The sequence below is a fragment of the Pseudooceanicola sp. NS-SX9 genome (assembly GCF_057380705.1).
Window position 1 is genome coordinate 92,609 of the sequence record NZ_JBXXRN010000008.1, and the last position, 21,848, is coordinate 114,456.

A 21,848-nucleotide genomic window follows, 5' to 3' on the forward strand; every position below is an offset into this window, starting at 1 on the left:
CGGGATCAACCTCCGTTGAAAAGTTGCGGGACCAGCAGCTTGGGCAGGCCCAGGACAAGATCGGGAACGAAATAGGACAGGATCGCCACGCCGATGGTCAGCAGGCAGATCGGAGCCGCCGCCAGCATGCAGCACCCCAGCGAGGCGCCGGCGATCTGCGAGGCGATCAGCAGGCAGATGCCGTAGGGTGGCGTGATCAGCCCGACCGACAGGATGATGGTCGACAGCACGCCCATGTGGATCGGGTTCACATGCGCCGCATCGCCAAGCGCCTGGATGATCGGCAGAAAGATCAGCGTGGCCGAGATCGGGTTCAGCACCATGCCGATCAGCAGCAGGAAGATGATCAGCATCAGGATGATCAGGAAGGGCTGATGGGTCATCCCAAGGATGAAATCCACCACCATCTGCGCGGCGCCAAGATAGGCGATCAGCCAGCCGAAGATGCCGGCACCCGCGACGGTGAACATCGGGATGGCGAAATCGACCACCGCCTCCGACAAAAGCCCGGGCAGGTCGCGCAGCGCGATGTCGCGGTAGACCACGACCGACAGGAACAGTGCCCAAAGGACCGCCGCGATGGCGCCCTCGGTCGGGGTGAAGACGCCGCCCACGATGCCGCCCAGCACGATCACCGGGATCATCAGCGGCGCCGCGCCCCGGACCAGGATGCGGCGGTATTTCGCAATCCCCGGGAAGGGGTTGGCCGGATAGCCGTGCTTTACCGCCAGCAGGTAGGTATAGACCATCATGAACAGGCCGATCAGCACCCCCGGCACCACGCCGCCCACGAACAGCGCCCCGATCGAGACATTGCCGAAGGCGCCGTAGACGATCAGGATGATCGAGGGCGGGATGATCACCCCCAGCGTCGACGAGGCCGCCGTCAGCGCCGCCGCGAAGGGCGCCGGATAGCCCGCCTTCTTCATCGCCGGGATCAGGATCGACCCGACCGAGGCCGTATCCGCCGCCGCCGACCCCGAGAGGCTGGCGAACACCATCGAGACGAAGACGTTCACATGGCCCAGCCCGCCCTTCACATGGCCCACCGTGGCATCGGCGACGCCCAGCAGCCGGTCGGTGATCGAGCCCGCATTCAGGATCCGCCCCAGCAGCATGAAGAAGGGCACCGCCAGCAGGGTAAAGCTGTCGATCCCGGCGAACATCTGGTTCACCACCGACACCAGCGGCAGGCCTTGGGTCTTGATGACGATGGCCGAGGACAGGATCAGCGCGAAGCCGATGTTCACCCGCAGGGCGATCAGCACGAAGAAGCTGCCCAGCAGCAGGACAAGGGGGCTCATGCGGGGTGCTCCGGCAGGGGGTTGCGGATCAGCTCCAGCAGCTGCTCGACCAGGAAAAGCGCCATCAGCGCGCCCGAGACCGGCAGCGGCAGGTACATCCAGAATTGCGAGATCCCCAGCGACTGGATCTCGCCGCTGGCGCGCAGCTGGGCCAGCGTCCAGCCGTGCAGCGTCAGGATCCAGGCCACGAAGGCCCCCGCGATCAACGAGATCCCCTCGGCCATCAGCGCCACGCGCGGGCGGTGGGTGGGCAGCACGTCGACGACGTAATGGGCGCCCTTGCGCAGCCCCGCGGCGGCGCCCAGGAAGATCAGCCAGGTGAACAGCAGCTGGGCCACGTCGCTGGTCCAGATCATCGGCAGGTCCAGCACGTTGCGGGCCAGCACCTGCAGGGCAACGGCGGCGATCATGGCCGCGAAGGCGATCCAGGACAGCACCCGGATCCCCGCCGCCAGCCCGTCGCACAGACGGTGGTACATGGGAAGACTTTCATAGGGGCCGCCGCGATGCCCCGGGGGGGCAGCGGGCGGCCGTCCGCAGCTCACGCCGTCAGCAGCGCATATTCATCCGACAGCGACAGCGACTTGGCCAGATCGCCCTGCATCGGCGCCAGGACCTCCATGAAGGCGGCCTTGTCGGGGCGGGTGACGGTGACGCCATGGGACTTCTGCAGATCCTCGACCATCTGGGCATCATATCCCTTGGCCTTCTCGACCCCCAGGGCATTGGCATTGACGGCAGCCGTCGCCACCACCTGCTGCAGATCCTTCGGCAGCTTCTTCCAGGTGATGTCGGAAATCGAGGTATGGTTGACCTGCAGCGTGTGCTCGGTCATCGCCACATGCGGCGCCACCTCATAGAGCTTCGATCCCGAATAGCCCGGCAGAGAGCTTTCCAGCGCCTCGGCCACGCCGGTCTGGATGGCGGCATACAGCTCTCCCCAGGCGACGGTGACGGGCAGCATCCCGAAGGCGGCCCAGGTCTTGGCATCCATCGGCGACGAGGGCGTGCGCATCTTCAGCCCCTTCAGATCCGACGGCCCGTTCACATCGACCTTGGCGAAGGACATGTTGCGCGTGCCCGACACGCCAAGCGCCAGCAGCTTCATGCCCAGCCCGCGCTTTTCATAGACCGCCTCGAAGTGATCCTGCACCGGGGTGCCGGGGCCGATCTTGGCCAGCGCCGCATCCATGCCCTTGAACAGGTAGGGCATGGTGAAGATGCCGAATTCCGGGATCTGCTGCACCGCGTTCGAGGTGGTCGAGACCATCATGTCGATGGTGCCAAAGGCCATCTCTCCGATCACCGCCGGATCCTGGCCCAGCTGGCCGCTGTCGAAGATCTTGACCTCGATCCGGCCGGCGGATTTTTCCTCGATCTCGGCCTTCATGGCGGCGGCCATGTCGTTGTAGGGATGCGGAGACTTCACCAGCGTATGGATGCGCAGCGTATATTTCGCCGCAGCCATCGCCGGGCCCGCCACGGCCAGCGCCGCAAGGCCCGATCCCATGGCAAGAACGTCACGTCTGGAAATGGTCATGATCTTTTCACCCTGTCGCTGGATTGGTTGCCGTCTTTTCTGTGGCCGACCGTTCCGTGACAGGAAGATAATTTCAAATACAAAGATCGGCTGGGTTCATGCGGGAATGTTATGAACCCGCCGCCCGTAATGCGCCTGTGCCGCGATGGTGTCCTGCAACGCCTGGAAGAAAGCCATTGCGGCGCGGGACATTGGCAGGCCCGCGGGCTTGATCACCTGGTAGTCAAAGGGCAGGTCGGGCCGGAAGGGCCGCACGCACAGCCGTTCGGCAAAGACCCCGGGCGTGATCGGATCGACGATGGCGATGCCCACGTTCAGGGCAGCCAGGCTGCAGGCGGAATAGCTGGGCTGGGTCTCGGCGACGATGCGGGGGGTGACGCCCGCCTCGGCGCAGCAGCGCATCAGGTAGCTGTAGGTCAGGGTGCGAAAGTTCAGCGCCACCATCGGCGTGCCGTGCAGATCGGCCACCGTCACCACCTCGCGCGCGGCCAGCGGATGTTCGGGGGCCATGACGCAGACGCAGTCGGTGCGATAGGCGGCCAGCACCTCGACATCCTGACGCCCCGGATCGGTCTGCGCGATGCCGAGGTCGATCTGCCTCGAGGCCAGCAGATCCAGGATCCGCGGCGAGGTATGCACGTCATGGCTGATGTCGATGCCGGGATGGCGGCTGACCAGGCGATGCAGCGCCTGCGGCAGGATCTCGAACGAGACCATCGGCATCGAGGCCACCCGGCAGACGGCGCGGTTCAGCAGGCGGATCTCCTCGGCGACCTGGCCCAGGCGCTCCAGGCCGTAGAACATCCGCTCGACCTCCTGGAAGAATTCATAGGCCTCGCGGGTGGGCAGGGCCTTGCCGCCGGGCCGGTGCAGCAGCGGGAAACCGATGTCCGCCTCCAGATCCGCGATCAGCCGGCTGACCGCAGGCTGAGAGACATTCAGCGCCCGCGCCGCCTCGGTGATGGTGCCGTGGCGCATCACCATGCGAAAGGCCGTCAGCTGTTTCTGGTTCATCGCGGCCCCCTGCCCTGCTGCCCGCCCCGTTGTCGCCGGGGCGGGCGGCGCTGGCAAGGGCCCGGGGCGCGGCCAGGGGCCTGTCAGGCGGCACGGATCATGTCGGCGGCCTTCTCGGCGATCATGATCGTGGGGGCATTGGTGTTGCCGGTGGTCACGAAGGGCATGACCGAGGCATCGACCACCCTGAGGCCCGCCACCCCATGCACCCGCAGCTCCGGGTCGACCACGGCCATCTCGTCCACGCCCATCCGGCAGCTGCCGCACTGGTGGTGATAGCTCATCACCGCCGAACGCGCGTAGTCTGCCAGCGCGGCATCGCTCTGGACTTCGGGGCCGGGGTAGATCTCGCGGGCGATCCAGTCCGCCAGGGCGGGCTGGGCGGCGATCTGGCGGATCATCTTGACGCAGGTGACCAGTGTCTCGACATCGTACTGGGTCGCCAGGAAATTCGGATCGAGGGCAATCGGCGCCTCCGGATCGGCCGAGGTCAGCCGCACCTCGCCGCGCGAGGTGGGTTTGACGCCGCCGGCGTTGAAGGTGAAGGCATTGGCGATGCCCGCATCCTGCTCGGGGGCGTAATAGGGCGCGAAAAGGCCCAGCGGCTGCATGTCGGGTTCGGCCCGATCAGGCGAGGATTTGGCAAAGAGATGCGTGTGCAGCGGCGTCATGCCGGTATGCGGCGGCGGCGGCACGGGGCGCGAGGCCTCCCAGGTGACGGGCAGCAGCGTATGGTCATGCAGGTTCTGCCCCACCCCGGGCAGGTCATGCCGCACCGCAATCCCGAGGGTTTCCAGATGGTCGCGCGGGCCGATCCCCGACAGCATCAGGATGCGCGGGCTTTCGATGGCACCGCCGCAGACCACGACCTCGCGCCGGGCATGGACGGTGTGCAGCTGGCCCGACTGGGCATAGGTGACACCGGTGGCGCGGCCGTCCTCGATCTCGACCCGGTGGACGCGGGCATGGGTGATCAGCGTCAGGTTCGCGCGCGCCAGCGCCGGTTGCAGGAAAGCCACCGCCGTCGACTGCCGCTTGCCGTCCCGCGTGTTGAGGTTGCAAAAGCCCACGCCGATCTGGTCGCCGGAATTGCAGTCGAGGTTCAGCGGATGGCCGGCCTGCACCGCGGCCTCGACCATGGCCTTGTTGACCACATGGGGCACCGGGTTCGCCGTGACATGCAGCGGCCCGCCCTTGGCGTGCATGGCCGAGGCATCGCCCGAGTAATCCTCGGATTTCAGGAAATAGGGCAGCACGCTGTCCCAGTCCCAGCCGGTATTGCCGAGCGCCGCCCAGCCGTCATAATCGCTGGGGGCGCCGCGCACGTAGATCATCCCGTTGAGCGAGGACGACCCCCCGAGCGTGCGCCCGCGCGGCCAGAACAGCGTGCGGTCCTGCGCATGGCGCTGCGGCACCGTCCAGTAGGCCCAGTCATAGGGGGAATTCCACAGCTCGATCACCCGCATGGGGGTCCAGATCATGTCGGTGTCGTCGGGCCCGCCGGCCTCGAGCAGCAGCACCGAGGCGCCGTCTTCGGAAAGCCGCGCCGCCATCACGCAGCCGGCGGATCCGGCGCCGACGACGATGTAGTCATAGCTGGCGTCGCGGCCGTTCGCGGGGTTCATCCGGGCGCCGGGGGTGCCGGTTTCGCTGGTGATCGTGGCGGCGGGCGGGGTGGGGGCAGATGTCATGGGCAGGTCCCTGTGATCGGGCGTCGGCCCGGTGGCGACCGGGCGACGTGCATATTTGTGGAAAGATGAAAGGCAGGGGGTCAGGCGATGATCGTCTGGATGTCGGTATAGGCGTTCAGCCCCTCCTGGCCGAATTCGACGCCCAGGCCCGATTGCTTGCGCCCGCCGAAGGGGGCGTCGGGGCGGACCATGCCGTGCTGGTTGATCCAGACAGACCCGCAGTCAAGCCGCGCCGCCACCGCCCGCGCCGCCGCGATGTCCGGCGACCAGACCGAGCCGCCAAGGCCCGCGGGGCCGTCGTTCGCCAGCGCCACGGCCTCGTCCACCGTACGGTAGCGTATGACGGGCAGGACGGGGCCGAACTGTTCCTGGTCGACCAGCGGGTGGCCATTGGTCAGGCCACTGACCAGTGTCAGCGGGAAGAACAGCCCCTCGCCCGGGGTGCCGCCGGTGTGGAAGGTGGCGCCGCTTTCGCGGGCGGCTTCCGTCAGGCGGCAGACGGTGTCGAACTGCATCCTGTTGCAGAGCGGGCCCATGATCACCCCCTCGTCCAGGCCGTTGCCCATGGGAATGGAGGCGATCACCGCCGAGAGCGCCTCGATCACCGCGTCATGCAGGCTGTCGGGCACGTAGAGCCGTTTCAGCGCGGCGCAGGTCTGGCCCATGTTGATGAAGGCGCTCCAGAAGAGGCCTTCCGCGATGGCGGCGGGATCGGCATCGGGCAGCACGATGCCCGCGTCATTGCCGCCCAGTTCCAGCGTCAGCCGGGTCATCAGGGGGGCGGCGGCGGCGGCGACCTTCGCCCCCGTGGCGGTCGAGCCGGTGAAGACGATCTTGCGGATCGCCGGATCCGCCGCCATCAGCGCGCCCAGATTGTCCTGGCGTTCATCCGAGCAGACGACGTTGACGACGCCGGGCGGCAGGACCTCGTTCATCAGGGCGATATAGCGCAGCGTCGAGAGGGGCGTGTGCGGCGAGGGTTTCGCCACCACCGTGTTGCCGGTGCGGATCGCCGGCAGGATGTGCCAGGTGGCGATCATCACCGGCCAGTTCCAGGGCGTGATCGAGCCCACCACCCCGAGCGGCCTGCGATGCAGCTCGACCCGGCCCTTGTCGTCATCCGAAAGCACCTGCACCGGTGTCGAGAGGGTCGCGGTGTAATGGCACCAGGCGGCGACGCCGCCCATTTCGAAGCGCGATCCGACACCGCCCAGCGGCTTGCCCTGTTCGAGGGTGATCAGGCGGGCCAGCTCTTCGGCATGGGTTTCCATCTTGGCGGCGATGGCATGGCAGGCGGCGGCGCGTTCGGCATCGGGGGTGGCGGCCCAGCCGGGGAAGGCGGCCCCGGCGGCGGCGATGGCGGCCTGCAGATCGGCGGCAGTGCCCTGGGGCGCATGGCCCACCACGGCGCCCGTGGCGGGGTTGGTGACGGCGAACTGTGCGGCGGCCATGACCGGCTGGCCGCCGATGATCATCGGGTAGCTGTGAAGGTCGGTGCGGTCGAGCGACATGGCGGTTTCCCTCTGTGTTTGCCGCAGGCTAGGCGCGGCCCGAGGGGCGGTCTTGGGCGGATGCGTCGCGCCGGCTTGGCCTCAGGCGTCACCGGTGGTGCCGGGGGCATGGCCGTAGCGGGCCCGGAAGACATGGTAGAAATGCGACAGGTCGCCAAAGCCCTGGTCATAGGCGATCTGGGCCACGGTGCGGGGGCCGCGCTGTTCCAGGGCCTGATGGGCGCGGGCCAGGCGGGTGGCCAGGATGCGTTCGCGCGGGGTCTCGCCCAGGGGGGCGAAGGCGCGCTGCAGGCGGCGCGGCGCCACCCCCAGCCGGGCGGCCAGGGTGCCGGGGCCAAATTCGGGGTCGCGGGCGTGGCGGGCGATCAGGCTCAGGGCCTGGCCCAGCAACCCCTCGGCGCGGGGATCGGCGGGGGTGCCGCGGGCGGCATCCTGCAGCCAGGCGCCCAGCAGCGCCAGGAAAGCCTCGGCGATCTCGGGCGGGTCGTCTTCGGCGGCACGCTGCAGCAGCGCCGTCATCGCCACCGCCAGGCGTTCCTCGCGCCGGATCGCCAGCCCGCCCTGCGCCCGGGCCCCGAAGCGGTCCAGCACCGCGGCCCGCGGCAGATGCACCGACAGCTGCGCCCCGTAGCCACCGCCGAAATCAAAGACCGAGGGCCGTGCGGCATCCGACAGGAACATGTCGCCCGGGCGCAGCCGCTGCGCCGCATCCCCCTGCCGCATCACCGCCTGCCCCGCCTGCTGCACCACCAGCACGAAATGATCCGCCCCGTCGCGCCGGATCGCCCTTGCGTCGCGCGACACCCGTTGCGCCACCAGCCCGACCGAGGCGATCTCCAGCCCGCCGCGCCGCGCCAGCCCGGCACGGGCGCGGAACCCGCCCTGCCCCGGCTCGACCTCATAGGCGCCGCAAATGCCGCGGATCCCGGCCCGGAAGGCCTCCAGATGGGGGAAGTGGTGATGGGCAATACCGTCCTGCATGGCGACGCTCCGGGTCGGAATGGCCCCAGAAGACACCCGATACGGCCATCGCCAAAGCGCCGGATCGGGGAATTTGCGTGAATCTTCACCAAAATTCCCGCAATGCCCCGTTTTGCGGCAAAGCGCCCCGGCAACGGGCAGGGCTAATGCAGCTGCGACAGCTCGGCCACCAGCAGATCCCAGATGCGGGCGACGCGCGGGGTGCGGCGGATGCGCTCCTGCGCGGCCAGCCAGACCGGCAGCTGCGGCAGCGCCAGGCCCAGATCCAGCGCCTCGACCTGGGGGTCGTCCTGCCCCAGCCGGCGCTGCGCAAAGCCCACCCCGCAGCCCGCCCGCACCAGCGCCCAGTAGGTCGCCTGGTTGTCGCAGCGGGTGGCGAAATGCAGGCTGTCGGGGTCCAGCCCCATGGCGCCCAGGGCGCGGCGCATCAGGTCGCTTCGGTCATAGCCCACCAGGTCGTGGCCGCGCAGATCCGCGACCGATCCCGGCCGCCCGCGCCGCGCCAGATAGCTGCGCGCGGCAAAGGCCTGCAGCTCCAGATCCGTGACATGGCGGGCCACGACCTCCTGCTGGGTCGGCCGGTACATTCGCACGGCAATGTCGGCGGCACGGAACAGCAAGTTCTCGGAACTGTCGGAGGGCACCAGCTCCAGCTCAATCGCGGGTTCGGCGGCGCGGATCCGCGCCAGGATCGGCGGCAGCAGGTACTGCGCCACCACCATGCTGGCGGTCAGCCGCACCGTGCCCGCCAGCGCATCCCCCTGCCCCGCCGCCAGCAGCGCCACGGCGCGCATCTGCGCCTGCATCTGCTGCGCCAGCGGCAGCATCCGGTGGCCGGCCTCGGTCAGTCCCAGGCCGCGGGGGTGGCGGGCGAAGAGGGTCAGCCCGGTCTGTGCCTCCAGCGCCTGGACATGACGCCCCAGCGTCGGCTGGCTTTGCCCCAGGCGGCGGGCAGCGGCGGACAGGGATCCGGTCTCGGCCACGGCCAGGAAGCTTTGCAGAAGGGTCCAGTCGATCTTATCCATTCACCTATGAATGCCAGATCGCCAAAATTGGTCAATATCCATGCATGGGTGACTTGGCGGAGACTGTAGGCCCCAGACAGGAGACCCCCATGACCCGAACTGCCCTGATCCTTGGCGCCCATGGCCGCTTTGGCCGCGCCAGCGCCCTTGCCCTGGCCGAGGCCGGCTGGCAGGTCCGCCGCTTTGACCGCCAGCACGACGAGCTGACGCGCGCCGCCCGGGGCGTGCAGCTGATCGTCGCCGCCTGGAACCCGCCCTACACCGCCTGGGCCGCCACCGTGCCCGGCCTGCACGCCCGCACCATCGAGGCCGCCCGCGCCAGCGGCGCCACCGTTCTGCTGCCGGGCAATGTCTATGTCTTCGGGCCCCAGACCCCCGCGCCCTGGTCCGCCGCATCGCCCCATGCGGCGGTGAACCCGATGGGCCGGATCCGCATCGACCTGGAAGAGCCCTACCGCCGGTCGGGCCTGCCGGTGATCGTGCTGCGGGGGGGTGATTTCCTCGACACCCGCGCCTCGGGCAACTGGTTCGACGCGGTGCTGGCGCGGCGGCTGTCGCGGGGCGTACTGACCTGGCCCGGGCCCATCGACATCCCCCATGCCTGGGCCTACCTGCCCGACATGGCCCGCGCGGCCGTCCAGCTGGCCGAAGGCCGCATCCCCCTGCCCCGTTTTGCCGACATTCCCTTCCCCGGCTACACGCTCTCGGGCCAGCAGATGGCGGCGCATCTGGGCCGGATCCTCGACCGTCAGATCCGGCTGAAGCCGATGTCCTGGGGGCTGATGCGGCTGGCCGCCCCCGCCTGGCCGATGGGCCGCAGGCTGCTGGAAATGCGCTATCTCTGGCAGACCCCGCACAGCCTCTCGGCAGAGGCGTTTACGGCCCTGCTGCCCGACTTCCGCCCAACCCCACCCGAGGAGGCGCTGGCAGCGGCCATCGCCGATCTGCCTGGGATGACGTCCACTGCCCGCGCCGCCTGAGCGATCTCTGCCTTAACCTCTCGACAAGAAAAGGGCGCCGGAAGGAAATCCCGGCGCCCTCTTCCGATCTTGCGAAACCGGTTTCGCGGCGAAACCTAGTCCGGTCCCAAGAGCCTTGAGAGCTCCTGCATGGCGACCTCGACCAGCTCCCGGTCGACCCTTCGGCCGCGCAGGCGGATCACCCAGTCCTTGCCATCCTGGGCGCAGCTGAGCGCCACCCCGGTGTCGAGCCGCACCTCGCGGGCAGGCGCCGGGGTCTTGCGCGGGCGGCCACCACGGCGGGGATCGGGGGCCGGGGCGTCAAGATCCTCCAGCGCGTGGCTTATCATCTCGGCCTCCTCCTCCGGGGTGCCGGCGACCTTCACGGCCAGGGCATCGCGCAGCTGGCCCTCGCAGCCGTTGCGCAGCGCCGCCGCCAGTTGCAGCCCCTCTTTCTCCTTGATCAGATCCGGGAAACTGAGCATGTCGCCCAGCTCCTCGAAGACCAGGGCGAAGCTGCGGATCTTCGAGCGCTTGGCCTTCGAGGCCTGCGGGAAAAGCGCCTCAACCGCGGCCTCGACATTGACGAAGGCGCCCTGCTGGCTGGCGATCACGGCGATCCGGCCGCGTTCGAAATGGCTCAGGGCCGAGCGGATCTCGTTCTCCTCGACCATGGCGGCGAAGGTGCCGCCCAGGGCCTCGGGGTCGCGCAGCACGGCGCGGATGGTGTCGAAGCCGCCCCGGCGGTGGCTGCCGCGCAGCGCCTGCACTGCCCGGAACCGCCGGTAGCCCGACAGGAGCCCGTAGCGGCAGCCCGACGGATCGGTCTCGGCCAGCGTGAAGACCTCGATCGGCAGGCGGAGGCCGTTGGCAGCGATCGACTGCTGCAGCTCGACCATCTCCTCGGCATCCAGCGCCACCCGGTCGCGGACCAGCGCATCGGCGTCGATCTCGTCCAGCGGGATCTCCAGCATCACCAGCCCGCGGTCCTCGGCGGCGCGCAGCCGCTCGGCATCGGTGGCGTCCTTCGCGGCGCGGGCCCGTTCCTCGGCCGAGCGGCTCTGGTAGGCGCCGGCGGTCTCGGCGGCGACCTGGGCGATGGGGGCGGCAAGGGGCGAACGGCTCAGGCCGGTTTCGCGACGAAACTCATCCTCGATCCGGCTCAGGTCCTCGACCGAGGGGGCCTCCAGTTTCCTGCGCTTTGCCATTCGTCAGCCCTCCGCCTGCTCGGCCTTCGCCATCTGCTGGTCGCGCCACCAGGTGCCCAGGATGACCTGCTTGACCTCAGCCCAGGTGCGGTCGAAGGTCTCGCGGCCCCGGACATAGGTGTCGCGGTTGAAGTCACGGTAATCGGTTTCGTAAATGCCCGAAACCTGCTCTCCGGCCTGACCGACCATGGCCGTCAGCTCCTGCCGGTAGGTGGTCATGAAGTCGCCGAAATAGGCCTGGATGACATTCGCCAGATCGGTCTGCTGGGCGGCGTCGAAGCGGGTGATCAGCGCCCGCACGGCATCCCATTCGAAGCGCATCTCGGGCAGGCCGTCGGCGCGGCGGATCCGGTTCTCGCCCTCCTCGATCGAGGCGAAGGTCGAGTAGATCATGTCGAAGAACCGCCCCGTGCTGTCGAACTCCAGGAACGAGGCCCCGAGCGGCACCAGCAGGATGTCGGCGGCGGAAAGCGCGTTGATCGTCAGGTAGCCGAGGGCAGGGGGGGTATCGAGGAAAATGACATCGTAGTCGTCCAGCAGGCCGCCGTCCTCCAGCGCATTGGCCAGCGAATCCCACAGCGCCCAGCTGCGCGCCTGCATCCGCCAGACCGGCACCTGGAACTCGGCCCAGTAGAGGTTCAGCTGCGCCCCGATCAGGTCGATATTCGGCCAGTGCGTCTTCTGCACGAGGTTTCGCGGCGAAACCGTCAAGGCTTCATTAAGGGTTTCGTCGAAGGGGATGGTCGGCTGGCCAGCGGCCTCGCGCACCGCGTTCTCTTCCTGCAGGTGGCGGGCATAGTCGCGGGCCAGCAGCGGGAAGGCGGTCTGCCATTCGTCCTCGACCTTGCCGCCCATGATCGAGGTCATCGAGCCCTGGCTGTCGAGGTCGATCACCAGCACCTTGTAGCCGTCGAGCGCCGCCGACATCGCCAGATGCGCCGCGGTGGAAGTCTTGCCGACGCCGCCTTTGAAATTCGCCACCGCCACGACCTTGGCGGGCAGGCCCTCGGGGCGCCAGGCGCGGTATTCGCGGTTGGCCGCACCTTCCTCGGCAAAGTGGTCGCGCAGCACCAGCACCTCGTCCAGGGTGAACCACTTGGAGTTCCCGTCGCCGGTCCCCTGGGGCAGGTCGGGATTGTTGCGCAGCACCCGCCGCAGGTGGGCCGTGGCCACGGGGATCAGGTAGCGGCAGACCTCCCAGGTCGAGAACTTGCGCAGCCGCTTCTGCCCGTCGGGCGCATAGCCGCGCTTGGCGAGGTCCGCCCGGCCACGGGCCGCGAAGGCCGCGGCCTTCGCAAAGCGGGTGGTGTCGATCGGGTCCGACAGGTTCCCGGCCGCCGTCGCAGGATCTATGTTGAAATAGGGAGGAAGGTCGGCGGAAGTGCCATTTCCTTGCTTCGTGCTCATGAACTCTCCGCATGTCCGCAGTTTTCGGCGATATGCGATGAACTATGTCACACGGGGGGGCAGATGGGAATCATCTCGGGGTCCCAGCCCCCTGAAAATACCGAATTTTCCACACAGAACCAGGATCGTTTAGGTTCTTTGAGACTCTTTTAAGATCTTTAGAGTCCATTTTCCGTTTGCTCTGTAATGGCTTAACCCATGTCAGGTACCCGTCTGCGGGATCAAGGGGCGCCGGATGCAGGTCCTTGGGCACCCATTTGCAGGAGAAGGGGCTCCGATTCGCGGGAAGCCGGGGGAAAGCCTCCGAAATTGACCCGAAATCGGGGGGGCGGGGATGCAAAATGACACAGACCACCCCGGCTCTGCCCCGGGCCATCCCGGAAACGGGAACCTTTTGCAGGGCCCGGAATCCCATGGGTACCCGTTTACGGGAGGCCCTGAAGGTGCCAGCGTCAGCCTTGCCGGTGGGTACCTGATGGAGGATACTGCCCGCGACCCCAGAGTCGCCCCCGTGGCGGCTGCCGCCAGAGCATGCAACCCCCGGGGCGCCAGGAGAGACCGATGGACGACATTCCCCGCGACACGCTGTCGGGCGCGCTGCGCCGCGGTTCGGTCAAAAAGCACGTGGCGGCGATCCATGTCTCGGGCAAGCTGTCGCTGCTGCAACGCAAGCTGTCGAATGTGCTGCTGCTGAATGCCTATGACACGCTGGTCAGCCAGCAGGTGCACCGCATCGACGCGCGCACCCTGTGCCTGATGATCGGCTACAATTCGAACGATATGGATACGCTGAAGGCCTCGTTGCGGGGGCTGGCGGAAACCGTTGCCGAATGGGACATGCTGGATGCCGAGGGCCAGCAGGAATGGGGCGTGTCCAGCCTGCTGAGCTATGCCAAGCTGAAGGGCGGGATCTGCGAATATGCCTATTCCCCGGCGCTGGCGGAAAAGCTGCATGACCCCAAGGTCTTTGCGCTGATCAACCTGAACATCCAGCGCCGCTTCACCAGCGGCCATGCGCTGGCGCTTTATGAAAACTGCTATCGTTTCGTGCGCACCGGGTCCACCGGCTGGTGGGACCTGGAGCTGTTCCGCCGCCTGATGGGCGTCGCCGACAGCCCCTATTACGAAACCTACAAGCATCTGAACGCCAAGATCATCAAGCCCGCCGTGGCCGAGGTCAACAAGTCCTCGAACATCGTGGTCACGCCCGAGGTGCGCAAGATGGGCCGGACCGTCACCGACATACGCTTTCGCATTGCCGAGAACCCGCAGCTGGCGATCCTGGATCTGGATGATGGCGAGGGGCTGCGCAGTTCCGAGGTCTACGGGCGGCTGCGCGCGCTTGGCGTCAGCGACCGGCTGGCGCGGCAGTGGATCGGCGAACATGGCGAGGGCTATGTGCGCGGCAAGCTGGACTACATGGCGGGGCAGGGGGGGGTGCGCAATGCGGTGGGCTACCTCAGCGCCGCGCTGCGGCAGGATTTCGGTGCCGTGCCCGCTGCCCCCGAGGCGCCGGCCGCCGTCAGCCCGCGCGCCCTGCGGCTGGCGCGGGTGCGGGCGCTGGCGGCCGCGCGCACGCCGACGCAGCGCGATGCCGACCGGCGGCTGTTCCTGTCGAAACTCTCGGGGGCCGCGCGCGATGATTTCGAACGCCACGGCTGGATGTCGCCGCTGAACGTCCGCGCGATCGAGGCCTTCTGGGCCGAGCTGTCGCCCGGCGCCTTCGACGACCTGGAGGCGGCCGACTAGACCTTTGGCAGGTGTGGCAGGGCCTGCCCGGCGGTGAGGCCGGCAGGCATCCGCCGGGCCTTTGATCTCAGCGCCGCTGCCGCCAGGCCGAGGGCGTCAGGCCGAAATGCCGCCGGAAGGCCGCGACGAAGGCGCTGGCCGAGGAATAGCCCAGCCTTGCCGCCAGCGCGGCGCTGGCCTCGCCCGTCTGGACGCCTTCGAGGGCCAGCAGAAAGCGCATCCGGTCGCGCCAGTCGCGCCAGCCCAGCCCGGTTTCCGCCTGGAAGAGACGCGCCAGGGTCCGCGCGCTGGTGCCGTGGCGCTGCGCGAGGCGCGCGAGGTTGGCGGCCTCGGCCGGGTGGGCCAGCAGATCTGCCATCACCGCCCGCAGCCGGGCCGAGCGCCCGCCGGGCAGGCGCAGGTCGGCGTGTTCCAGCCGGGTGATCTCGTCCAGGGCCACGATCGAGAGGCGCCGGCGCGGGGCGGCCTCTGTCACCGCCGTGTCGGACCCCAGCCGACGCGCGATGCCGCGCATCAAAGGCGAGGCGCGCAGCACCACCGGATGCGGGGGCAGGGGCAGGCGGGCGGCAAGGCGGGGATGAATGAAGAAGGTCTGCACCTCGCGCAGCGACCCGCTGTCGAGCGCATAGCCCAGGCCAGCGGGCAGCCACAGCCCGTGGCGGTCGGGCAGAACCCAGGTGGCGGCGGCGGCCTCGGCCCGGCCCAGCCCCTCGAAGCCGAAGACCAGCAGCGCCCGGCCGTGGCCGGGATGCGCCAGCCGCAGGGGGGCCGTCAGCGTGCCGGACCAGACCGCCACGGGGGGGCCTGCGTCGGGATCGCCCAGCCGGGCGGGATCTGGCGGAAAATCGACATCCTGTGTCATGTTGTCGTTCTTACACGGCCCGCCCCCGGGGTCTAGCCTGCAGCCCGGATGCAGGAAAGGACCCGAGATGACCCGAGCAAGGGAGGCCACCGTGGCGGTGGCGGTGCTGCTGGCGGCCTGGAGCGCGATCGCCCTGCCGCTGGGGCTGGATGCGGCGCAGGGGCGGACCTTTGCGGTGGTGCTGGTGACGCTCAGCCTGTGGGCGACGGGGCTGGTGCCGGGCTATGTGACATCGGTCTTCTTCTTCGTGGCGCTGCTGCTGGGGGGGCTGGCGGCGCCGGACACGGTGTTCTCGGGCTTTGCCTCCAGCGCCATGTGGCTGATCGTGTCGGGCTTCGTCATCGGCGCGGCGATCACCCGCTCGGGGCTGGGGCAGAGGCTGGGGGCGCTGGCCTGGCCCTGGCTGTCGCGCAGCTATCCGGGGCTGATCGCGGGGCTGATGGGGCTGGGGATGGCGCTTGGCTTCTTCATGCCCTCGTCGCTGGGGCGGGCGGCGGTGCTGGTGCCGGTGGGGCTGGCGCTGGCCGATGCGATGGGCCTGCAGAAGGGCAACCCGGGGCGCACGGGCGTGGCGGTGATCATCGCCATCGGCACCAACATGCCCAGCTTTGCCATCCTGCCCTCGAACATCCCCAACGTGGTGATGTCGGGCCTGGCCGAGCGCGTGCTGGGCGTCCATCTGGGCTATGCGCATTACCTGCTGCTGCACTACCCGGTGCTGGGGCTGCTGAAATCGGCGATCATCGTCGGGCTGGTGCTGGCCTTCTTCCCGGCCCGGCTGGAACCCGGCCAGACCCATGTGCCGCACCCCGAGGCCAACGGCCGCCAGCAGGGGCTGCTGGTGCTGATCCTGCTGCTGACGCTGGGCTTCTGGGCCACCGACCAGATCCACGGCATCAACGCCGCCTGGGTCGGGCTGACGGCGGCGCTGGTGCTGATGGTGCCGCAGTTCGGCTTTCTGCCGCCTGCCGCCTTTCGCGGCGCCGTCGATGTCAGCACGCTGCTGTTCGTCTCGGGGGCGCTGGCGCTTGGTGCGGTGGTCAGCCAGTCGGGCCTGGGCGATGTGATCGCCCGCGAGGCACTTTCGGTGCTGCCGTTCCGGCCCGGCCATGACTTTGTGAACTTCCTGTCGCTGAGCGCCCTTGGCACCGCGACCGGCGTCTTCACCACCAACCCCGGGATGCCCGCCGTGCTGACGCCGCTGGCGCCCGAACTGGCGCGGGCCACCGGCTGGCCGGTGCAGACGGTGCTGATGACCCAGGTCATCGGCTTTTCCACCGTGATCTTTCCCTATCAGGTGGGGCCGCTGATCGTCGCCATGGGGATGGCGGGGGAATCCACCCGGCCGCTGCTGAAGATCACCCTGTCGCTGTTCGTGATCGGTTTCCTGGTGCTGGTGCCGCTGGATTTCCTGTGGTGGAAGCTGCTGGGCGAGATCTGACCGCTTGCCCCCGCCGCGCGCCCGGGGCAAGAGGGGGGCATGGCAGAAAAGACCGAAGCAAGCTGTACCATCGACCGCGCGGCAGGCACCTTCACCCTGTCGCTGGGCACCTGGTTCAACACCTATCCGGTGACCGAGCTGGACCGCTGGCTGGCGTTCTACCGCGCGCAGCGCAGCCAGTTCCCGAAGGCGTTGGACAGCTACGACCGCACCATCGCCCTGCTGGAACAGGCCCAGGCCGATCTGCAGCGCCATCCCCTGCCTGCGGGGTGATCACCGGCGGCCGTGGGGCCTGAAAACCGGGGCGCCCCAAGGCCCGGGTGTTCCACCTGTGCTTGTCCCCGGTCGCCCGGAACGGCAGAAACTTCGGGAACGGGGCGTGATACGGCAGAACTTTTCACGCGATCCGTCGGATAACCCAGGATGACAGGTCCGTGAGAGGGCCATTGGCCAGGAACGGAAAGTACTCAGCATGAGCGTCGAGCAAGACCGGACGGATGACGCACTGCCCCCAGGCAGCGCGGCCCATATGCCGAAAGAGGCCCTTGCGCGCCACAGCGCCTTCATGCGCCGCCAGGCGCCGAAGGTCGAAAGCGACTGGATGCAGGTCGATATCTACAAGGCCAGCATCGAGCCGCTGGATGCCACGATGGTCAACCGCCTGCACGAGCTGACGGTCAGCGTGTTCTGGCCGCACCGCGCCCCCGATATCGCGCTGGTGATCGAGCTGGGCAGTGGCTATGTCGCCCTGGACGAGATCGGCCGGCCGCTGAGCTCGGCCATGGGGTTCCGCAGCGGCGAGGATTTCGCCATGCTGGGGATGATGGTCACGACGCCCCGGCTGCAGGCCCAGGGCACCGGCGGGCGGCTGCTGCGCCGGGTGATCGCCGATTGTGCGGGCCGCGACCTGCGCCTGTCGGCCACCCGCGAGGGCTACCGGCTGTACGAAAGCGCCGGGTTCATTCCGGTCGGTCTGGTCTATCAGCACCAGGGCGTCGCCCGGGCCATCCGCCCGCCCGAACCGGTGCCGGGCGTCAGCCTGCGCCCGATGGAGGCCCGCGACCTTGGGGCGATGCGGGCGCTTGATGCGCATGCCTTCGGCGCCGTGCGCCAGGCGATCCTGGATGCGCTGCTGGGGGTGTCCGAGGTGATCGTCGCCGAACGCGGTGGCGCCATCGAGGGCTTTGCCATGATGCGCAACTTTGGCAAGGGCATGGTGATCGGGCCGCTGGTGGCGGAACAGGACGGCGTGGCGATGCAGCTGGCCGCGCAGTTCATCATGGCCCATGAGGGCACGTTCCTGCGCCTGGACACCACCGTCGAAAGCGAACGCTTCGAGGCCTTCCTGTCGGCGGCCGGTATGGGCATCTTCGACACAGTGACCGACATGCGCTATGGTCGGCTGCGCCGCGCCCAGAGCGGCCCGGTGACCTATGGCCTGGCCATGCAGTCGCTGGGCTGACGCCCTGCATGCGCGCGATGAAAAAGGGGGCCTTGCGGCCCCCTTTCGCGTCAGGAGATCTTGTCCTTCAGGCCAAAATACAGCCCCACCAGCGGCAGGAACCACGGCTTGCCGGAATGCAGCGGCACGGTCGGCCACGACAGGCCCTGCAGCGGGTTGGTGTCGGTGCGGCCCATCGCCTGATCCGCCAGAATCTGACCCAGCAGCGTCGACATCTGCGCCCCGTGGCCGGAATAGCCCATGCCGTAGATCATGCCATCGGCCTCGCCCGCGCGGGGGTAGCGGTCCTTGGTCATGCCCACCAGACCGCCCCAGCAATAGTCGAGCTCGACATCCGCCATATGCGGGAACATCTTCGCCAGACCGGCGCGCAGCACCCGGCCGGATTTCTCGTCCGAGCTCTGGTCCGAGGTGGCCGAAAAGCGCGCGCGGCCGCCGAAGATGATCCGGTTGTCGGGCGACAGGCGGAAATAGTTGCCGATATTCATCGTGTTGACATAGGTCCGGTTGCCCGGAAGCGTCGCTGCCACCTCGGCATCCGACAGCGGCCGGGTGGCCACGATGAACGAGCCGACCGCGATGATGCGGCTGCGGAAATAGGTCAGCGGCGCGCCCTCGACACTGTTCGAATAGGCGCCCGTCGCGGCGATCACGCGATCTGCACGGATCGATCCCTTGGGGGTCTGGATCAGCCAGCCGCTGCCCTCGCGGGTGCGGGCGGTGACGGGGGCGTCTTCCCAGATCTTCGCGCCCCGGCGCTGCGCCGCCTCGGCCAGGCCGTTGACGTAACGGCCCATGTGCATCATCGCCGACTTGCCATACAGCATCGCGCCGTGGAACTGGTCGCTGGCGATCTCGGCGCCCAGCTCGTGCTTTTCAAGGAAGCGCGTGTCGGGGTCGACCTCGCGGTTGATCAGCTCGAAATTGGCGCGCAGGCCGGCGACATGGCTGGGTTTCGAGGCCAGCTTCAGCTTGCCCGCCCGGCGAAAGTCGCAGTCGATGCCTTCCTCGGCGATGACCTGCTCGATCATGTCGATCGAATGGTCATAGGCATCCCACAGACGCTTGGCACGTTCCGCGCCAAGATGGGCCTTCGCCTCGCCATAGCCATGGGCCATGCCGTTGTTGAGATGGCCGCCGTTGCGGCCCGAGCCGCCAAAGCCCACATGGCGGGCTTCCAGCACCGCGACGCTCACGCCTTCCCGGGCCAGCTTGCGTGCGGCATTGAGACCGGTGAAACCGGCCCCGATCACGACGACGTCGACCTTGCCCTCGACGGGGCCGCGTTCAGCGGCACCGAAGGGGGTCGAGGTGGCGTGCCAATAGGACTTGAATTGCATCGCGGTGCTACTCCTTACAGGCCGACGACGCCGGGCAGGCCGGAGATATCCTTGATCTCGGTATAGCCGTAGAACGGGTTCGCCGGCTCGTGGCCACGGTTCACCCAGACCTTGTTCTTGATGCCAATGTCATGCGCGGTCATCAGGTCGTAGCGGAACGAGGACGACACGTGCAGCACGTCTTCGGGGCCGCAGCCCAGCATGTCGAACATGTATTCGAAGGCGCGCATCTGCGGCTTGTAGGCCTGGGCGCTTTCGGCGGTGAAGACATGTTCGATCGGCGCGCCCAGCTTGGCGATGTTGTGCGGGATCTGGCTGTTCATCGAGTTGGTCAGCGCCACCAGCGGGATGTGCGGCGCGATCTTGGCGAGGCCCGCGGGCACGTCGGGGTTCGGGCCCCAGGTCGGCACGCGCTCATAGACCTTCTTGGCGATTTCGGGGTCGAAGGCGACGCCGTTGCGCTTGCAGGTGCGTTCCAGCGAATTGTGGACGACCTCGGCATAGGGTTTCCAGGCGCCCAGGACCTCGTCCAGGCGGTAGGCGGCGAAGTCACGGATGAAGACCTCGATCTTCTCCGGGCCAAGCTGTTCGCCGTAGAAGTCGCGCGCAGCGCCCGCCATGTCGAAATAGATCATGGTGCCGTGGCAGTCGAAGGTGATGAATTTGGGGCGGAAGGTCATGTCAGTCTCCGGGGGTCCTTGGTGATCCCATGTTGGCCCGTCCGGCGCCACAGCGCCTGCCGCGTTTGCCGCTTTCAGCGCAGGAAATTGCGTTTGTCGCACGGGACGCGGCAGGGCCTGCCGTGCCGCGGGCGCATTCGGTGCCAGCGGCCGGGCAGGGCAGGGCATTGTGGCGTCATTGCAAAAGACCACATCCGGAGACCCCGATGAGCCTGCTCGTTCCCGTTGAAACCGCCCCCGCCTTTGCCCCCGTCGAAGGCACTGCCGCCGCCGACCGCCTGCTGGAGGGCACCCCTTCCTACAAGACCTGGGCGCTGGATTCGGCGCTGGCCGAAGCCGCCAAATGGGGCCAGATCCGCACCGGCATCTGGGAAGCCACCCCGGGCAAGACCATCTCGATGAAGGGCGAGACCTTCGAATTCTGCCACATCCTGGCCGGCAAGATCGAGATCACCGAAGACGGCGGCGACACCTTTACCTTCACCGCAGGCGACAGCTTTGTCATGAAGCCCGGTTTCGTCGGCACCTGGAACACGATCGAGACCGTCCGCAAGATCTACGTGACCGCATCCTGATGCTGGCCGCCGAGATCCTGGAAAGGCTTGTCGCCTTTCCCAGCGTCGTCGGCACCTCGAACGAGGCGCTGATGCGCTATGTCTCGGATTACCTTCAGGGTTTCGGCGCACGGGTCACCGTGCTGCCGGGCCCCGAGGGGGACCGGGTGAACCTGTTCGCAACGCTGGGCGATCCGAACGTGCCGGGCTATATCCTGTCGGGCCATGTCGATGTTGTCCCCGCCGGAGAGCCCGAGTGGCAGGCCGATCCTTTCGCGCTGCGCCGCGATGGCGAGCGTCTGATCGGGCGCGGCGCCTGCGACATGAAGGGCTTTGACGCGGCGGTGCTGGCGGCGGTGCCGCAGCTGGCGCAGATGGCGCTGACGGCGCCGGTGCACATCGCCTTCTCTTATGACGAAGAGGCCGGCTGTCGCGGCGTGCCACATCTGCTGGCACGGCTGCCCGAACTGTGCGCGCCGCCGCTGGGCTGCATCGTGGGCGAGCCCTCGGGGCTGGTGCCGGTGCTGGCGCACAAGGGCAAGGCGGCGCTGCGGCTGACGGCGCGCGGCGTCTCGGGGCATTCCTCGAGGCCCGATCTGGGGGTCAATGCCATCCATGCGCTGACCACGGCACTTTCTGCCGCGGTGGCCCAGGCCGAGGCGCTGAAGGACGGCCCGCAGGATGCGCGCTTTGCGCCGCCGTGGTCCTCGCTGCAGGTGGGGACGGTGGCGGGCGGCCAGGCGATCAACATCATTCCCGAGCGGGCCGAGGCCTGCATCGAGGCCCGCGCCATCGCCGGTGTCGATCCGCAGCAGATTCTGTCGCCGCTGCTGGAGATCCCCGGCATCGAGGCCGAATGGATGTCGAGCTACCCGGCGCTGGCGCTGGCCGCCGACCATCCGCTGGCCACCCTGGCCGAGGCGATTTCGGGCCATGCGGCGCTGCAGGCGGTGTCCTACGGCACCGAGGCGGGCCTTTTCCAGCAGGCCGGGGTGCCTTCGGTGATCTGCGGACCGGGCGACATTGCCCGTGCCCACAAGCCCGAAGAGTACCTGACCACGGCCGAACTGGCCGGTGCCGTCGAGATGGTTCTGGCGCTTGGCCGCAGGCTGAGCTGACC

Annotated in this window: 20 protein-coding genes; 7 read left to right on the plus strand and 13 right to left on the minus strand. The window is 68.3% G+C overall.

What is annotated here, in order from left to right; translation table 11 throughout:
- Window positions 1-5 precede the first annotated feature (5 nt).
- From AC2ITM_RS24570 to AC2ITM_RS24605, 8 genes are all read right to left on the minus strand, one after another.
- On the minus strand, window positions 6-1,304 hold the full coding sequence (locus AC2ITM_RS24570; RefSeq protein ID WP_486470833.1) for a TRAP transporter large permease: 1,299 nt from the start codon (window positions 1,302-1,304) through the stop codon (window positions 6-8).
- A complete protein-coding gene (locus AC2ITM_RS24575) occupies window positions 1,301-1,783 on the minus strand; it encodes a TRAP transporter small permease (protein ID WP_486470834.1) in 483 nt (160 codons plus the stop codon). Before AC2ITM_RS24575 ends, AC2ITM_RS24570 begins: the two co-directional genes overlap by 4 nt.
- A gap of 62 nt (window positions 1,784-1,845) precedes the next feature.
- Window positions 1,846-2,844, minus strand: a complete 999-nt coding sequence (locus AC2ITM_RS24580) for a TRAP transporter substrate-binding protein (RefSeq protein ID WP_486470835.1) — start codon at window positions 2,842-2,844, stop codon at window positions 1,846-1,848.
- A 96-nt stretch (window positions 2,845-2,940) separates the two neighbouring features.
- Window positions 2,941-3,858, minus strand: coding sequence for a LysR substrate-binding domain-containing protein (locus tag AC2ITM_RS24585; protein ID WP_486470836.1), 918 nt, complete (start codon window positions 3,856-3,858; stop codon window positions 2,941-2,943).
- Window positions 3,859-3,941: 83 nt separating this feature from the next.
- A complete protein-coding gene (locus AC2ITM_RS24590; RefSeq protein ID WP_486470990.1) occupies window positions 3,942-5,483 on the minus strand; it encodes a GMC family oxidoreductase in 1,542 nt (513 codons plus the stop codon).
- A gap of 146 nt (window positions 5,484-5,629) precedes the next feature.
- Window positions 5,630-7,060, minus strand: a complete 1,431-nt coding sequence (locus AC2ITM_RS24595) for an aldehyde dehydrogenase family protein (protein WP_486470837.1) — start codon at window positions 7,058-7,060, stop codon at window positions 5,630-5,632.
- Between the two features lie 81 nt (window positions 7,061-7,141).
- The gene (locus AC2ITM_RS24600) at window positions 7,142-8,041 is read right to left on the minus strand and encodes a helix-turn-helix domain-containing protein (RefSeq protein ID WP_486470838.1); all 900 of its coding nucleotides are present in this window, start codon (window positions 8,039-8,041) and stop codon (window positions 7,142-7,144) included.
- A 143-nt stretch (window positions 8,042-8,184) separates the two neighbouring features.
- A complete protein-coding gene (locus AC2ITM_RS24605) occupies window positions 8,185-9,066 on the minus strand; it encodes a LysR family transcriptional regulator (RefSeq protein WP_486470839.1) in 882 nt (293 codons plus the stop codon).
- Between the two features lie 89 nt (window positions 9,067-9,155).
- Here AC2ITM_RS24605 and AC2ITM_RS24610 point away from each other — a divergent pair, with 89 nt between their 5' ends.
- A complete protein-coding gene (locus tag AC2ITM_RS24610; protein WP_486470840.1) occupies window positions 9,156-10,046 on the plus strand; it encodes a Rossmann-fold NAD(P)-binding domain-containing protein in 891 nt (296 codons plus the stop codon).
- A gap of 95 nt (window positions 10,047-10,141) precedes the next feature.
- Here the strand turns inward: AC2ITM_RS24610 and AC2ITM_RS24615 are convergent, their stop codons facing one another.
- Entirely contained in the window at window positions 10,142-11,233 is a 1,092-nt protein-coding gene (locus AC2ITM_RS24615; protein ID WP_486470841.1) for a ParB/RepB/Spo0J family partition protein, read from the minus strand.
- A 3-nt stretch (window positions 11,234-11,236) separates the two neighbouring features.
- Window positions 11,237-12,640, minus strand: a complete 1,404-nt coding sequence (locus tag AC2ITM_RS24620; protein WP_486470842.1) for an AAA family ATPase — start codon at window positions 12,638-12,640, stop codon at window positions 11,237-11,239.
- A 561-nt stretch (window positions 12,641-13,201) separates the two neighbouring features.
- On the opposite strand from AC2ITM_RS24620, the gene AC2ITM_RS24625 reads away from it, so the two are divergent.
- Window positions 13,202-14,389, plus strand: coding sequence for a replication initiation protein (locus AC2ITM_RS24625; RefSeq protein ID WP_486470843.1), 1,188 nt, complete (start codon window positions 13,202-13,204; stop codon window positions 14,387-14,389).
- Between the two features lie 67 nt (window positions 14,390-14,456).
- Here AC2ITM_RS24625 and AC2ITM_RS24630 read toward each other — a convergent pair whose 3' ends face one another.
- Window positions 14,457-15,251 carry a helix-turn-helix domain-containing protein gene (locus tag AC2ITM_RS24630; RefSeq protein WP_486470844.1) on the minus strand — a complete coding sequence of 265 codons (795 nt, stop codon included), beginning with the start codon at window positions 15,249-15,251 and terminating at the stop codon, window positions 14,457-14,459.
- Window positions 15,252-15,318: 67 nt separating this feature from the next.
- On the opposite strand from AC2ITM_RS24630, the gene AC2ITM_RS24635 reads away from it, so the two are divergent.
- From AC2ITM_RS24635 to AC2ITM_RS24645, 3 genes are all read left to right on the plus strand, one after another.
- Window positions 15,319-16,692 carry an SLC13 family permease gene (locus AC2ITM_RS24635; RefSeq protein WP_486470845.1) on the plus strand — a complete coding sequence of 458 codons (1,374 nt, stop codon included), beginning with the start codon at window positions 15,319-15,321 and terminating at the stop codon, window positions 16,690-16,692.
- Between the two features lie 39 nt (window positions 16,693-16,731).
- A complete protein-coding gene (locus AC2ITM_RS24640) occupies window positions 16,732-16,965 on the plus strand; it encodes a hypothetical protein (RefSeq protein ID WP_486470846.1) in 234 nt (77 codons plus the stop codon).
- A gap of 199 nt (window positions 16,966-17,164) precedes the next feature.
- Window positions 17,165-18,154 (plus strand): GNAT family N-acetyltransferase, encoded by a 990-nt coding sequence (locus AC2ITM_RS24645; RefSeq protein WP_486470847.1) that lies wholly within the window; start codon window positions 17,165-17,167, stop codon window positions 18,152-18,154.
- A gap of 50 nt (window positions 18,155-18,204) precedes the next feature.
- On the opposite strand, the gene AC2ITM_RS24650 is transcribed toward AC2ITM_RS24645, so the two are convergent.
- On the minus strand, window positions 18,205-19,494 hold the full coding sequence (locus tag AC2ITM_RS24650) for an NAD(P)/FAD-dependent oxidoreductase (protein WP_486470848.1): 1,290 nt from the start codon (window positions 19,492-19,494) through the stop codon (window positions 18,205-18,207).
- Window positions 19,495-19,508: 14 nt separating this feature from the next.
- Window positions 19,509-20,174: a haloacid dehalogenase type II gene (locus AC2ITM_RS24655; protein WP_486470849.1), complete on the minus strand. Its 666-nt coding sequence runs from the start codon at window positions 20,172-20,174 to the stop codon at window positions 19,509-19,511.
- A 206-nt stretch (window positions 20,175-20,380) separates the two neighbouring features.
- Between AC2ITM_RS24655 and AC2ITM_RS24660 the strand changes: the two genes are divergently transcribed.
- Complete coding sequence (locus AC2ITM_RS24660) at window positions 20,381-20,749, plus strand: cupin domain-containing protein (protein ID WP_486470850.1); 369 nt, start codon at window positions 20,381-20,383, stop codon at window positions 20,747-20,749.
- Window positions 20,749-21,846 (plus strand): acetylornithine deacetylase, encoded by a 1,098-nt coding sequence (gene argE / locus AC2ITM_RS24665; protein ID WP_486470851.1) that lies wholly within the window; start codon window positions 20,749-20,751, stop codon window positions 21,844-21,846. The genes AC2ITM_RS24660 and argE overlap by 1 nt, the downstream gene beginning before the upstream one ends.
- Window positions 21,847-21,848 lie beyond the last annotated feature (2 nt).

Excerpts from the sequence above, each read along its gene's own strand:
- AC2ITM_RS24625 (WP_486470843.1), top strand. The coding sequence starts at position 13,202 with ATGGACGACATTCCCCGCGACACGCTGTCGGGCGCGCTGCGCCGCGGT.
- AC2ITM_RS24645 (WP_486470847.1), top strand. The coding sequence starts at position 17,165 with ATGAGCGTCGAGCAAGACCGGACGGATGACGCACTGCCCCCAGGCAGC.
- AC2ITM_RS24660 (WP_486470850.1), top strand. The coding sequence starts at position 20,381 with ATGAGCCTGCTCGTTCCCGTTGAAACCGCCCCCGCCTTTGCCCCCGTC.
- AC2ITM_RS24620 (WP_486470842.1), bottom strand. The coding sequence starts at position 12,640 with ATGAGCACGAAGCAAGGAAATGGCACTTCCGCCGACCTTCCTCCCTAT.
- AC2ITM_RS24615 (WP_486470841.1), bottom strand. The coding sequence starts at position 11,233 with ATGGCAAAGCGCAGGAAACTGGAGGCCCCCTCGGTCGAGGACCTGAGC.
- AC2ITM_RS24590 (WP_486470990.1), bottom strand. The coding sequence starts at position 5,483 with ATGAACCCCGCGAACGGCCGCGACGCCAGCTATGACTACATCGTCGTC.
- AC2ITM_RS24570 (WP_486470833.1), bottom strand. The coding sequence starts at position 1,304 with ATGAGCCCCCTTGTCCTGCTGCTGGGCAGCTTCTTCGTGCTGATCGCC.
- AC2ITM_RS24595 (WP_486470837.1), bottom strand. The coding sequence starts at position 7,060 with ATGTCGCTCGACCGCACCGACCTTCACAGCTACCCGATGATCATCGGC.
- AC2ITM_RS24610 (WP_486470840.1), top strand. The coding sequence starts at position 9,156 with ATGACCCGAACTGCCCTGATCCTTGGCGCCCATGGCCGCTTTGGCCGC.
- AC2ITM_RS24650 (WP_486470848.1), bottom strand. The coding sequence starts at position 19,494 with ATGCAATTCAAGTCCTATTGGCACGCCACCTCGACCCCCTTCGGTGCC.
- AC2ITM_RS24635 (WP_486470845.1), top strand. The coding sequence starts at position 15,319 with ATGACCCGAGCAAGGGAGGCCACCGTGGCGGTGGCGGTGCTGCTGGCG.
- AC2ITM_RS24575 (WP_486470834.1), bottom strand. The coding sequence starts at position 1,783 with ATGTACCACCGTCTGTGCGACGGGCTGGCGGCGGGGATCCGGGTGCTG.
- AC2ITM_RS24630 (WP_486470844.1), bottom strand. The coding sequence starts at position 15,251 with ATGACACAGGATGTCGATTTTCCGCCAGATCCCGCCCGGCTGGGCGAT.
- argE (WP_486470851.1), top strand. The coding sequence starts at position 20,749 with ATGCTGGCCGCCGAGATCCTGGAAAGGCTTGTCGCCTTTCCCAGCGTC.
- AC2ITM_RS24585 (WP_486470836.1), bottom strand. The coding sequence starts at position 3,858 with ATGAACCAGAAACAGCTGACGGCCTTTCGCATGGTGATGCGCCACGGC.
- AC2ITM_RS24640 (WP_486470846.1), top strand. The coding sequence starts at position 16,732 with ATGGCAGAAAAGACCGAAGCAAGCTGTACCATCGACCGCGCGGCAGGC.
- AC2ITM_RS24580 (WP_486470835.1), bottom strand. The coding sequence starts at position 2,844 with ATGACCATTTCCAGACGTGACGTTCTTGCCATGGGATCGGGCCTTGCG.
- AC2ITM_RS24605 (WP_486470839.1), bottom strand. The coding sequence starts at position 9,066 with ATGGATAAGATCGACTGGACCCTTCTGCAAAGCTTCCTGGCCGTGGCC.
- AC2ITM_RS24655 (WP_486470849.1), bottom strand. The coding sequence starts at position 20,174 with ATGACCTTCCGCCCCAAATTCATCACCTTCGACTGCCACGGCACCATG.
- AC2ITM_RS24600 (WP_486470838.1), bottom strand. The coding sequence starts at position 8,041 with ATGCAGGACGGTATTGCCCATCACCACTTCCCCCATCTGGAGGCCTTC.